This window comes from Paenibacillus sp. YN15, assembly GCF_003285005.1.
GTDB lineage: Bacteria > Bacillota > Bacilli > Paenibacillales > NBRC-103111 > Paenibacillus_AR.
The window spans coordinates 69,020-83,446 of sequence record NZ_QMFA01000020.1; the positions used below are offsets into that span (position 1 = coordinate 69,020).

The 14,427-nt window shown below is 53.3% G+C and carries 6 protein-coding genes; all 6 read right to left on the bottom strand.

Features of this window, described 5'->3' with window-relative positions; translation table 11 throughout:
* Window positions 1–7: 7 nt before the first annotated feature.
* Window positions 8–1,042 (bottom strand): hypothetical protein, encoded by a 1,035-nt coding sequence (locus tag DQG13_RS16840; protein ID WP_113020952.1) that lies wholly within the window; start codon window positions 1,040–1,042, stop codon window positions 8–10.
* Between the two features lie 152 nt (window positions 1,043–1,194).
* The gene (locus DQG13_RS16845; protein WP_113020953.1) at window positions 1,195–2,496 is read right to left on the bottom strand and encodes an ATP-binding protein; all 1,302 of its coding nucleotides are present in this window, start codon (window positions 2,494–2,496) and stop codon (window positions 1,195–1,197) included.
* A 342-nt stretch (window positions 2,497–2,838) separates the two neighbouring features.
* Window positions 2,839–7,431, bottom strand: a complete 4,593-nt coding sequence (locus tag DQG13_RS16850) for a sugar-binding protein (protein WP_258525709.1) — start codon at window positions 7,429–7,431, stop codon at window positions 2,839–2,841.
* Between the two features lie 112 nt (window positions 7,432–7,543).
* The gene (locus DQG13_RS16855) at window positions 7,544–9,652 is read right to left on the bottom strand and encodes a beta-galactosidase (protein ID WP_113020955.1); all 2,109 of its coding nucleotides are present in this window, start codon (window positions 9,650–9,652) and stop codon (window positions 7,544–7,546) included.
* Window positions 9,653–9,674: 22 nt separating this feature from the next.
* Window positions 9,675–12,035, bottom strand: a complete 2,361-nt coding sequence (gene galA / locus DQG13_RS16860; RefSeq protein ID WP_113020956.1) for a beta-galactosidase GalA — start codon at window positions 12,033–12,035, stop codon at window positions 9,675–9,677.
* A gap of 15 nt (window positions 12,036–12,050) precedes the next feature.
* Window positions 12,051–14,372, bottom strand: coding sequence for an FAD-dependent oxidoreductase (locus DQG13_RS16865; RefSeq protein WP_113020957.1), 2,322 nt, complete (start codon window positions 14,370–14,372; stop codon window positions 12,051–12,053).
* Window positions 14,373–14,427 lie beyond the last annotated feature (55 nt).

The window sequence follows — 14,427 nt, forward strand, 5'->3', positions numbered from 1 at the left end:
ATTTGTATCACATATATAAACCCAGCCATTTCATCAGATAAGGCCGGTCATTGTTAACCGGTGTCTCGTACCATTCCGAACACAGGAAAAACTCCTCGCCATATATTTGGACCGGGGCAGAGTAATAGCGGGGCGGGCGTTTTCCCTGGGTTATAGAAGCTTTCTGAAGAAGCGGATACTGGATATCAAAGGTTTCCTTGGAATACGACTTGGACTGCATTCGTCCAATTTCATCTTCGGAAACCTTGCCTTCTTCAAGTAATCTGCGAAGAATTGTTTTTACAATAACGCCAATTTTCATCTCCTTGAGCCCGCTTAATCCGTCTGCCTCAATGTTGTCCAGCTGTGGTGCAGCCCTTCTCAACACAGGCCTCCCCGGAACCGCCCCTTGCTTTGAAGCCTTGGCTGCAAATAGGTTATACATTTGCAAGCTGCGCATAAACAGTTCGGATGTATCCGCCACCTCGTCCAGGATGCTCAGGACAGGCTCCAGAATCGCCTCTCTAAAATTCTCGTTATAGAGAATACGCACCTGGTATTGCAGCCCGGACTCCAGCAGAATCTGTTCTGCATCCCCAACACACCGCATCAACTCCATATGTATTGCCGGATTAATCCTCGGCGAGGCGAAAACAATGGTCCCGACTCCCACCCCCATATATCCATGAAGACACATAGCTGCTCTTAAAATCTTCTTGACCACTCTGGCAATGGTCTCGGCTTTGGAGCCATAGTTCAGCCCTCCTTCGTGGAAGGCCACATCAATGCCATATACATGGGGAGCTCCGTTATCATAACTCATTCCCATTACATCGATTTCGGCTTGAGTGAGGAGTTGATCGATGGATTTCGTTTCCTTGTACAAATCATATCCATATTTCTCTGCAAAAAAAGCTTTGGAACTCGCCATCAGCTGCTCCAAGGTTTCCCGGTCCCGTAAATCCCATTTGCTTGATGGCTTCCAATTCAATTGAACCAACCGGCATTCCTTAACGTGCTTTAACCAAGATAAAAGCAGCGATTCTCCGATTTCTATTTTCATAGCCAGCCTCCATTGGCAGCACTCCAGAGATAACAGCATCCTCCCGGACTGCCTGCATCATACCTTTGATTATACGGACCCTGGTTCCTTTCGCCTGAGCTTCAAAGCTTCGATGCCGCGGCCTCCCATCCGGGAGGCATGGAACTCTTCACTTACTCCCGCTTCAAACAAAACACCGCGTACAGCGGAAGGCTTTTCAGGCCGTTTTCATAGCCGAAGTTTCTGGCGGATACCCGAATGGCATAAGGCGGTTCATACGCGGAGGTATAAACCTTCAAGCTCTTTGCCCGCACGTTATCTGCCGATTTCACCTCCAGCGGAATGATGTTTCCTTGTTTGTCCTGGAACACAAAGTCCAACTCCGCTTTTCCCGGGGAGCTCCAATAGTACGGCGTAAAACCATTTGCAACCAGCGCCTGCATAATATAATTCTCCGCCAAGGCTCCCTTGAAGCCATTGAAGCCGACAGGCCCATTCAGGATCACGTTTGCCGCGATATCAAACTTGGAGCACAGCAGCCCGGTGTCCATCATATACACCTTGAAGGAATTGTGATCGGCGTAAGCGCTAAGCGGCATATTGCCCTCCGTAACCCGCACACATTTATGGATCATGCCTGCCGACTTCAGCCAATCCAGCGGCGTTTCATATTCATAGGCCCTTGCCCCCGATTTAATCACTTTATACTGAAACTTGTGATTCTCCTTCGCCAGCTGTGCGGGAACACTGGCCCATGCCGCCATGATCTTCGTGGTTTCCTGCGGAGAAGCATACTTGGCCATATCGGCAATATAAGCGTCATTGAGCATTTTCTGCGCAGCCACCACAAAGTCAAAGTCCCGGGTCTCCACATACTCGCTGACAGCCCGCGGCATCCCCCCTACAAACAGATACGTTTTGTACAGCTCCATCGCTGTTTCATGCAAGGACAATGGGGTGAATTCCTCGTATGCCTGTTTGATCAGCCCGCATAATTCCCGATGCCCCGTTGCCCATAAAAACTCCTCAAAATCAAGAGGGTGCAGCAGCAGCATGTCCACCTTCCCCACTGGGAAGGAATACTTCTCCCGGTTAAGCGCCACACCCAACAGGCTGCCCGCGGCGATAATATGATACTCGGGCGCGTTCTCACAGAAATACTTCAGAGACGTTAATGCCCGTTCACAGGCTTGAATTTCATCCAAAATAAGTAAGGTATCGCCTTTCAAAATAGTTTGCCCGCTTTTGGCAGCCAGTTCCCGGATGATACGCTCCGGATTCAAATCCCGCTCAAAAATAGCGGCAACCTCGCTGGCCCCCTCCATATTGAAATATACTGTATTTTTGTAGTGGGTTTTTCCAAAGGTCAGAGCGGAATACGTTTTTCCAACCTGCCTGGCCCCATGGATGACAAGAGGCATTCTCCTCGCACTTTGTTTCCACGCCAACAGTTTCTCCACAATTTTACGTTCCATAAAGTGTGTTCACCTCACACTTAATATAACATTTCAATAAGTGAGAAGCAAATCCATACTTAAAATCCAACATTAACCACAACAAAACACCCCTCCATCACCATCAACTCCCCAAAGGGAAGCCAAATGTCTGATGATAAGGGGTGTCCGTTCGCCTGCTGAGGAAGCGTTTTTATTGCCTACTCTATTTTATTGGCCTCTAGAATAAAGGCCGCGCTATGGAAACAGGGAAATGGAGCGGTGTTTTACCAGATGAACATGGTGAGCTGATCCGGGTACCCGCGGAAGGTTCCATCACGGCAGCGTTATTTTATATATAATGCAATTTATAGTTATAATCCATTATTCAAGCATAAAGAAATGGTACAGCAAAACCGCCGCGTGTGAGCGTTCCGCAAACTGTTGCGGTGCGAAGAAACCGTCACCCATACCGTTTATGAGCCCCGTACGGTACATGCGTTCCACCGCCTCCAGCGCATAGGGGGAAATCTCGCTATGATCCGTGAACGGTGTGCGATTCTCGCCCGCAGGAAGCTTTATCCCCAGAATTGCTGAAGTTCGATCCAGTATCACCGCCATGTCCTGACGAGTGATGAGATCATGGGCGCCAAACGATCCGTCCGCTTTGCCGTTAATAATACCCGCCTTTTCTGCCGACGCCACTGCTGGGGCATACCAATCAGCCGGACTTACATCCGTAAACCTGCTTTCCACCCCTTCTTGCGCCAAATCCACCATCCCGACCAGCAATTTTATGAACTCGGCGCGTGTAATGGAATCATTGGGACGAAATAAGCCCTTTCCATCACCTTCAATTACTCCTCTCGCCGCTAACGTCCGGATTGCATCATCAGCCCAGGGTACAACGAAAATATCATTAAAGTTCACTGGATTCACAACAGCCGAATAAAAGCCCAATTGCTTCGGTCTGAAGGAAACCTCACCGGCAGCCGCATCGTATTTGCTGTTCCGTACGATTTCCAATTTCCCTTCTTCGCTGATGAAATAGATGACGACCTGCCTTGGATCTGCTCCAGACGAAAGCGCATATGGAACGGAAATCTCCACGCTGTTGCGGCCGGCAAACTCTGGTATCGTGACTCCATCAACGCTCAAATTGAAGTCGTATACGGGAACGTTGCCTATACCCGTTTTTACGTTGGCAGGCACTGCCTCTTCAGCAACCAGCGATACTTGAACTTCCACTGACCGGGATTCCTCCTTGAGCTGATTCCCCAATTCTTTCATGGTGAAAGAGAGGGAAGCAATTCCCAGGTCAAGCTCAAGCTTTTCATTGCTTGCAGCCGATGCCATCGAAGCCAAGGATGAAGCTGGAATTGCAAGTTGGGCTTTTTTCGTGCCGGCAGGAGCATCCATAATAATTTTCAAATTTCCTTTGGAATTGGACAGCGCTTGCCGCATTTGCTCCTCCGTCAAATCCCCGCGTGCTTTGCCGTCCGAACCGACGGCAGGTTTGACTGCAATGCTTCCCGGAGATACGACAACATTGGATGCCGGTTGGGGAGGCGCTGGAGTATTCCCCTCTTCAGCCGGTGGTTCGGTTGGAAATGATGCTGCTGCTGATACAGTCACTGCGGCAGATGCCGTCTCTCCGTTGTAAGTGGCCGCTACTACCGTATTGCCCTCGGCGATTGCCCGCACAAGCCCTGTGCTGTCCACCTCGGCCACTGCAGGATCTGCGGACTGGTAAGTGGCATAAGCCGACACGTCTATGGCGTCCCGCTGTACTTCCGAAGGAGAAATTCTGGTCTCATAAACGGCCTGAACCACCGATTGATGGGTTGTCCCAACTGCCAGTGAGTATGCGGGATGAGCGAACTCAACGAAATAGTCCGTTACCGGCAATACCGTAATCTTATTTACAGCGGTTTTACCGTTATAAGTGGCCGTAATATCCGCCTGACCCGCTCCAACTGCATGAATCATGCCTGAAGCATCCACGGCGGCGGCTTCCGGATTGGATGATACGAAGACTGCTTGCTCCGTTACCGTGCCATACACAAGGCTGACTACTGATTGGGCGCCCGTATGTTCAGTAACAGATGTGACGATAGATTGATGAGTTTCCCCGACAATCAGCGAAGTTTGATTCCGGTCCAGGGCAATTCCCGCCAGGAATGGATCAAGCGGCGGTTTAGCCTGCCCCAGGATCAGGTCGCCAATCGTAAACATACTAACCGATTGCCGCTCATCCTCCGAATTCCATGAGGCAATATACTGGCGATGCCCTGTGCCCGGATCATCGCTCACCTGAATGTCGAAGCCGATTGTCAAACCTTCATGCGCGGTTATAGTTTTTAACGGGATTTTGGCCTCCACCAAATAGCCTGTATCCGTCAGCTTCACCGCTGCCTCCAGATTGGTATTGGCCGACAGCTTGCCCGCATAATTCACACGGTATTGAAAGTCATTGGCATCATAGGTTGTCGATTTGCTGTTATCTTCATCCACATAAATTTCAACCGAATCCTCATCCCAGTCGCCGTAGCTTTTCGAATTGTTTGCATTGACAACCGGATCAATAACATCCGCCAATACATAAAGGTTGGACTCGTCCCATAATGTTTTGACATTTGCCCCCGACGGCCCCGGCAATCTCGCTTTTCGGCGGTCCGTCACCAGAGTTTGCGTATTATTCCAAATGCCATCCGCCTGACCGTCGATTACAGGAGTTCCCCTGTCTGCAATTGCCGTTTTCAGCGGCTTGCCAACAATCACCAGCTCTTTTTCCGGCTGCGGAATCCCATAGTGAATCTCCGCTTGTGATAATTGGTAATGGGTATTGGTTCCTCCGCCTCCGATTTCAAGCTTCAAATAGTCTGCTTTGTAAGGCAGGAGCTCAGCCGGTGAGAAGGTCTCACTATACCAGCCGCCGGCAAGACTTTGTGCGCCGCTTCCTTCAATCTCCACCAATGACCAATATTCCATATCGGAGGATGTGTATATCTTGAGCTTTCCTGCATTTCCCGGTTCAGCCATGCTGCCCAAGGAGAATAGTTTCACAGCGAAATCATGGATATCATTGAAGTTATAGATGATGGAAGCCGTTTGACTGTCAGCCGGCGACCATCTCACGGGGTCATTTTCAAAATCCGCGGGATTATCCGTTACCAGGCTCCAATTGCCGCTGCTTTCCAAAACCTTGTCGCTGTCAGCCGTATTTAATTCGTCCACAACCACGTTGTCCTGAATGAAGTCGAATTGGCCAAGACAATACTTCCAGGCATCATTTTCAGTTGTGCTGGTTGGGTGAAGCTCCACTTTAAAATATTTTGAACCGGCAGGTATAGGGTTTTTGGGGGTAATAACTGCTCTGTACCAGCTATTGTTGTTCTGTCCGTTTGTATAGGTGAGCTCCAGCTCTGTCCAATTTTGATTATCGGGCGAGGCGTATATTTTCGTTTTGCCTGCAAAAATGCCGCTGTTTGCTGTAGAGCCCCATGCGTAGGCGGTCAGTTTGAAGGATGCGACGTCATCGATCTTGTAGGTGATCCATTTCATCGTATTCTCCGACCGCTGCGCCCTGCTGGTGTCATTGTCCATAAATTGAGGATAATTCGTAATCAACGACCAGCCGGTGCTTCTATCGAACAGTACCGTTCCTGCCGCCCCCTTGGTCAGATTATTAAACGGATCGGAAACGACTCTTGCAGGCGTACGCGGAGGTTCAATAACCGGCGGCTGCGGCGGATCGGTCAGCGTTCCATTGAACACCTTAAGCTCCATAACACCCGCCAGTTCCTCGTTAATCGTTAGTTTGATATACCTGGCATTTACCGGATTGAACGTATCGGTACTGGTTTGAAGCAGCGGCCTTCCCGTTTCCGTCATTCTGTCCTTAACCGTGGTCCACGTATTCCCGTCTACAGACACTTCGATTTTATAAGGATACCGGCTGGCGCTGTCCCAACTGATTTCGGTTCCGTTTACATTGCTGTAAACCTGCCCCAAATCAACCTGAAGCTCATGGTGGCTTCCACCGTAGGGATACCAGAACGTATTGGAATTGTTGTCCGTCGCTTTGGCCGGTTCATTGCCCTCCCATGACGGGCCGTTGCTTGTTGCCGTTTTGTTCTTAGCCAAATTTTCCAATACCTTGCTGGTTGGCGAACGTTGATACATCTTGACATAATCGATTAAGAATTGCTGCGGGAACACACTGGTCTCATCCGGGGAGCCCGGCCAGCTTCCGCCGATAGCCGTATTCAGAATCAGATACATCGGTTCATTGCTGATTGCCTCGTAGAGCCCGCCGTTTTTGACCAGCTTGCCACTGTAGGTGTAAGTCCGGATCAGGTTGCCGTCCAGGTAGTAGCGGATTTCTCCCGGGTCCCACTCAAAACCATACACATGAAATTCCTCCGACAGATCTTCGGAGCCTTCGTATTTGCCGCCCACCTGCCCATTATTCGGAAATTTTCCCCAATGGTTATTTGTATGGAGAACTGTGGGCTCATGACCCAGGAACTCGATAATATCAAATTCCGGAGGCCATCCGCTAACGGCATTTAACCAAATAGCCGGCCAGTACCCTTGGCTCTTCGGGACTTTACCGCGAACCTCAACCTTCCCGTAAGTCAAATTGAATTTATTAAGCGTATTCACTGCGCCGGAAGTGTACTCCCTGGTTTGACCGGCATCCTTCTTGCCTTCAGGAATGGTATACGTCCGTTTCTGGCTCCTCAGAACCAAATTGCCGTCTTCCACAAACACATCATCCGGAGCGTAATATTGCAATTCCTGATTTCGGTCGCTCGGCCAGTCTTCGATGTTCCATTTGGACGTATCTACCGTCGTGCCGTCAAAATTGTCTTCAAACACCAAATCCCAATTGGAATCGCCGCCTCCCCCGTTAGCGGACACCTTGGCAGGTGTGAAGCCAATATCGAACAATGGGACCAAGCCTAATAACATGGCCAAAAATAAACTTACAGCCCTTTTACCCAACCATCGCCAGTCTTTCATTTAGACACCTCTCATCATAATATAATGTATGCCTAAACAAGATCTATAAAGCTGCTTCACTTCAACCTTCCACCCGCTTGAATATGCCCAGCTTAACTCCGTTCCTCCCTACAGAAATCGTCAACTGCTGTCCCGCATGAACCTGTACGGATTCCTTCGTTGCCGCGTCGATCCACCTTCCCTCCGAGCGGAAGCTGAGAACGGCTTCCTGCTCTCTCCCATTATTCAGAAGAATCACAATTGCTCCATCGGGATGGTTCAGCAGCTTGAGCCTTACCTTCTCCCGCCGGTTCAGCAAGGTGATCTCACTGTCCATACGGCCTCCAATGATACGATGGAAATAGGCCAGCAGCCCTTCCTGAGGTCGGCTAAAATAATGCTGGAAAAAATTTGTGCCGATTCGCAGAACCTTGCCGCTCCCGGTTTCCTTGATGGTCACGGCTGGCCGTCCATCGGGAAAATGTCCTGCCACCCGGACCTCTTCCCCAGCCTTCAAGTCCAGGCAATACTGCCAGGCCGGAATCTCCAGGCCGCCTTCCGCGGCAATCACCGTTTCCTCCTCGAAGCCGGTGTCAATATCTCTTACGGCGCTGCCAAACAGCGACTCCGCTTGAGCGCAGACGCAAGCATTGATGTTCCCTGCGGGGTCCTTCATTCCGGCAAGGCCGTCGGCAATCACCAGTCCTCCCCGGTCTGCGAAGGCTTGGAGCTGCTCAAGCTCTTGCTCTCCCAGCACAATCGTATTGGGCAGAATGAACACGTCAATATGCCCGGGAATCCCTTCGCTCGCAAGGCGTTCTTCGTTGACGAATTCCACCGGCACCGACAAATCGGAACACATCAGATAGGCTCCTGTCATGGCATCGGCATACATGTTCTTGTTCCGCGGGTTGGCCGGGTCATCCCCTTCGCCCTCCAGAGCCCCCAGCAACCAGGATCGCTCCGAATACAAGATCATCACCTTGCCGGGTTCAGCAGCGGAGCGGGTGAACCAATCCCCGTACTGGGCCAGTAATTGGGCGGCCTCTTTGGCAGCCAGCAGCCTGGGAGATGGTTCGCCCAACTGATCGAGCAGGGCCCACTCTCCGCCCTCGAAGCCACCGGTCCGGAAGTTGAAGCACCAGAACACAACTGCCCTGGCACCGCTTCCAATTCCCTCCCAGACCCATTGGGAAATGGTTTCTCCGGAGGGGGTGTAAGCCTGGACTGCGGAATACAGAGTGGGACCGCCCTGCAGTTCAGTCACCCAGTAGTAGCGATCCTTGGCCCGGGTGGCGCTTTTCATCAGATCGGAAAAGAAGGAAACAGACTGCCCCCAGCGCCTCTCGGGAAACCGGACGGAATGCCAGACGGGATGAGCCGAGCAGCCCATAAAATCGGCAATTTCACTTTCCTGCCAGATGGACTGACCCGCTCCTTGCATATCCATCTGGAGATTATGCGGGTTGACATGCACAGGGTGACACCGGTCCAGCTGCCTGATTTCATCCCGAATCCATTTCAGCTGCCTGTTCAAATCGTACACGGCGAAGCGGCGCCATTCCGCTTGTTCCGCGAAGGACTTGAACATGGCCTCACTGGTTCCCGCCCCCGATGCAGGCCCCTCCGCCAATTCCTCGAAGGACTTATATTGCCGGTATGAAACCTGCCGGTTGTACTGCTCCAGATCAGCATAGCAGGCGCGGACGTAATCCGCGTATGCCCGGTTGGCGTGGACCGTCCGGGAAATCGTTCTGCTGGGCTCATTCCACAATATCCAGGAGTGCAGGTTGGGATAGTCCTTATACCGGTTGACCACCTGGCGGATATACTCCCTGCTCTGCGCCATATAGGCCGGATCATTCAGATCGGCGATGGATTGGGGCCCATCGGTAAGTCCCATCCATCCGGGGGGACTAACCGACATCAGGGTGGGCACAACCTCCATCCCGCATTCCAACGCCTGCTCAAAGCAGGCGTCGTAGTTGTCGAATACCCACTGGCCTTCCCGAGTCTCCAGTTGATCCCAGATCATAAAAAGTCTTATAATTTCCAGATGATTTTCCTTCATCAAGCGTACCCACTGCCTGACATTCCCGGGTGTATCATCCTTATTGATGAACAGCTGGCTGCCGATGCGAATCCGCTCTCCGGACGGCCGGGTCCCCTCTCCGCCGCAGTTCTGAATCATGCCATTCTCCTCCTAATATCCGTCACTTGACCCTTAAGTCTATCTCGTCAGGCAGAAGCCCCGGCGATTCCGCCCTGACTCTGATTTCTCCAGCCTGGCAGCCAGCCTGAACAATAGCCAGGCAGTAGCCGTTGAATGCCCGCCGCCAGGGCAGCTTATCGGATTCATGGCTGCTGGGGTCGCCGTTGCCGACGCCGTACAGCGCACCGCAGCCTTCTACTGTAAAGCGGACAGAATTGTCCGCAATGGGGACCACCTGTCCCAGCTCATCGGTAATCATCACCCGAATAACGCCAACATCCTGTCCATCCGCGTGAAGCTCGGTCCGGTCAGGGACAAGCAGAATCCGGCGCGCCTCCATTGCCGTGGCAATCCGGTGCTCTGCTCTGACTTCACCGCCGATGCTCCCCCTGGCGACAAGCTCACCGGGCTCATACGGCACCTGCCATTCCACGCGGCCGTAAGGCGTCCTCTCCTTGATCCCCAGCGAGCATCCGTTCAACAGCAGCTCCACCTCGTCACAATTGCTGTACACCCAAACCTCGACGGCTTCACCCTCCCGGCCCAGCCAATTCCAATGCGGCAGAATATGAACCAGAGGCTCTTTTTTCCACATGGCCCGGTAATAGTAATACGAATGTTTGGGAAAACCGCAGGTATCCATAACGCCGAAGTGGGAGTTGACATTGGGCCATTGATAAGGAGTCGGCTCACCGCGGTAATCAAAGGCAGTCCAAATGAAGACGCCGGTCAGGAAGGGATTCTCCATCAGATCCTGCCACACTTTCTCCGGCCTGTCGCACCATGTTCCCAGGCTGGTGCCGTACTCGGAGCAGTAACCCAGCTCGGGGTCATCCTGATATATCCCCCTGGTTGCCGTGTAGGAGGCACTTTCGCTGCCGATCATCCTGCGCCGGGGGAACAGGGCCCGGTCCCGAAGATCCCGGTTATGATCGGTGGCGCCGTAGTTGTACCCAACCAGGTCCACCGCATCCGCATAGCCGTTGTCCCGGAAGCCATGATTCATGGCGGCCATTGTCGGGCGTGTGGGATCAATGCGGCGGGTTGCTCTGGCCAGAGTGTCCAGAATCCGCGTCCCCGTGAGGGTGCCCTCCAGAGGTTCCTCATTCTCCAGGCTCCAGATGATGATGCTGGGATGATTCCGGTCGCGGTAAAGCATGTTTGTCAGATTCCGGAGTCCTTCCGGCGAGCTGTCCAGCTTCCGGTTTTCCTCCACCACCAGAAGGCCAAGCCTGTCACAGGCATCCAGAAGCTCCGGAGCGGCAGGATGATGGGCCGAGCGGTATGCGTTGGCCCCCATTTCCTTGATCAGCTCCAGCTTGTACGTATGGAGCCGGTCAGGCAGAGCCACCCCTGCCCCGGCAAAATCCTGATGGGCGCATACGCCCTTGATCACCAGCGGCTCCCCGTTCAGGAGGAAGCCGCGATCTTCCGTAAACTCCAGATGCCGGATGCCGAAGGGCGTCTCGTAATGGTCCACAACCCGGCCTTCACAGCGAATGGAGGTCAACATGGTGTACATGCTTGGCGAATCGGGAGACCACAGCCGGGGGTGCTCCACACTGAAATTCTGGCATACCGCCAATTGGCTATCCGGCGTCAGGGAAACCGCAGACAGGGCTGCGGCAACCTCCGCTCCCTCCCCATTAACGATAACGCTGGCAATCTCGCATTCCATAGCCCGGCTGTGCTCGTTCATCACCGTAAGCTCCAGACAAATGGATGCCTTCTCCCTGCTGATCTCCGGTGCGGTTACAAAGGAACCCCAATGTCCCACATGAAGCCGGTCCGTCTTCTCCAGCCATACATGCCGGTAAATTCCGCAGCCGTCATACCACCAGCCCTCATAATCGGAGGCATCTACCCTGACAAAAATGGCATTTTCGCCTTCATCCCCATACCTGAGTACATCGGTGAGATCGTAGCGGAAGCCAATGGTGCCGCTGGTTTGGGTGCCCAGGAGATGGCCGTTGACCCAAACCGTACTTTGCCGCATCACCCCGTCGAATTCAATGGCAATTTTCTTCCCCAGGTCTGAAGCGGGAATCCGGAACAGCTTGCGGTAACAGCCGATGCCGGTGGGCAAATATCCCCGTTCCTTGGATGCCGACCTGCTATAGTCTCCCTCAACCGCCCAATCATGGGGAAGATTCAGAAGCTGCCATTGGTCAGGGTCCATCCGCCCATGCCGCTGCTCGTCGGCATAGGCCACCTCCAGCCACTGCCCCTGTTCGAGCTGCCGGCAATCCGTCAGGCCTCCGGTCATTCCCGCCTTGACGGCATAGGGAACGGGAATATCCCCCTTGTGAAAATACCACTGCCCGTCGAAACAAATTTTTTCCCGTGGATGTGTTGTCGTCATGGTCGCCAACCCCCGCTATTCGTAGCAGCGAATCTCGTAAAGCGCAGCCGACGGATCGCCATTGGTGGCATGCACCACAAGGCGCAGCTTGCTTGTGGTCACAGGCTGCGGCAGCTTATGGATACAATGCCGCTGATAATTGTCCTTGTTCATGAACACGGTCTGCCAGCCTCCATCGACCCAGGCCTGGATGGAATAATCCTTCGGGCATTGAGGGTCGCGGTACAAGGCCGGATAACGGTGATATTCGTTCAGAACATGGCCGGGGAAGGTCAATACCACCTGGCCGATCTGCTGCTCTTGACCCCATTCCAATTGCAGCCATTGATCCAGCGGCTCGATGGGATTGGAGCGCCATACATTGGTGAACCGGTGCGGACGGGCCACTCCGCTTATGACATTCCTCGGTCCATAGCAGGCTTGCGCAGGCTCGATCCGGAAGCTTTGCGTCTGGCCCCAATGAGCGTACCGGCGCATCTTGCCCGCACCATACTCATAGGCCGACGGATGCCCCGGTATGAAAGCGCCTGCCGAATGCCACTGCACATGAGGATTGGCAAGTACATCCAACCTTACATAAGTTCCCTTGCGCAGGCCGCCTGCCGCATTCAATCCGATATCAGTCCAATCCGCCCACTGGCGTCTGGCCCCGGCGGGCACCGTGATCGCCGTTTCCGCCAACCGGGCTTGCGTGTCCACCCGATAATCCCAGATATGATCCACCTGGGACAGCACCAGTTCGATTACCTGCGGCTCATCCGTATCATTGCTGACACAAATGGCAAGTCGGCGGATTTCATCGGCTCCCACGGCAATCCACTGGCCGCGCCGGTACAGGAGCGGCTCCGGTGCGTCGCCGATCTTGTTCATCGGGGCGGGCGGCAAGCCGCCGGTATGATCCGAATTTTCCGGACCAGCCCCGAATGAAACGGCAGAGCTGCTGGCGCTGACGCTGGCCTGTCTGGCCAAGTCCCGCTTATCGCGGTTGAACACATTGGGCAGGAAGCAGCCATCGCGGAGCAAGGTCTGTTGAAGCTCTTCGATGGCTTCCTCCGGCACCTTCTTGATAGAGATGCACTTGCCCAGCGCCAAAGCGGCAGCCGTTCCCACGGCTTGGCCCATAAGGGCAGTGGTGCCCATAACCCGCACCGTGCCCAACGCTGCCCGTGTTACACTGACATTGCGTCCGGCCAGCATCAGATTGTCCGCGTCTTTGGCAATCAGGCTGCGCAAGGGGATGCCATAGGGGGCGACATGACTGGCGACAGCATATTCGCTGGTGCCGTCATACCCCTCAGCGCTGGAGGGCTCGGCAGTGGAAGCCAGCAGCCCTCCCGGTGTATGAAGGTCGATAAACCAGCCGCCATACGCAATCTCATCCGGAAACTTTGTGTTGCCGGACGGATCATGCTCCGTCATCAGGTATTCGCCCTCCACCCGCCGGCTCTCCCGCTTGCCGGGAACCTGACCGATCCAGTCCAATGCATAATTGCGCGCCTTCTCCTTCAACTGGGGATCCTTGTTCTTGATCCAATCCCAGATCCCCAGTGTGTGACGCGTCAATTCATGGCGGATAGTCTCATTATCATATATCGTATTCCAGGGAATACCGATTTCAATCCACCAATACCCGCAATCCAGATCGTAGACAATTCTTCCCTGCTTCTCAAAATAATCGGGATTGTCATGCTTCACCGCCCACTCCGGCGGGGTAAATTGTATAGGCCTGCCCATGTCCTTGGCGCGAAAATGAATAGAATTGCCCATGGTGTCCGCAGTTGGTGCAAGAGGAGCATGCGGCTCTCCAAATTCGCTTCGCCCTTCCGAGCCCCATCTCCACTGGCAGCCGGCCAGATCTGCAACCACTGCATCTCCCGTACAATCGATGAATATAGACCCTGCAATGTGCAAATCCGTTTCCGCGTTGGCAACTCTGGCAATTACTGTCCGGATCCTGCGTTCCGTATCCATGATTACTTGATGGACCGTGGTATTCAGATAGAAGGTCAGATTTTCCGTTTGGGTGGCCATGTCATACATCGTCAAGTCCCAGATGCTGTTCGTCCACCCGTTTTCCTTAATGGTTTCGTGATTGCGCATCCGCTCTTCGATAAGAAGCTCCGAGATGATCCCTGTCTCTCTGGCATAGCTGTGGAAAGCCGCAGCGCCATGAGGGGTCACGCGAACCTCCGAGGAGCTGTTACCGCCGAATACGGGTCTGTCCTGAATCAGGCAAGTAGAGGCTCCTTTACGGGCAGCCGCCACCGCAGCGCAGAATCCTGCCAGTCCTCCCCCGCATACCACTACATCGTACTGCTCATTCACTACTCGCGTCATTGCCATTTCCTCCGGTATGGTTATTCTTATTAAAATTATCCGAAGCTGTTAAACT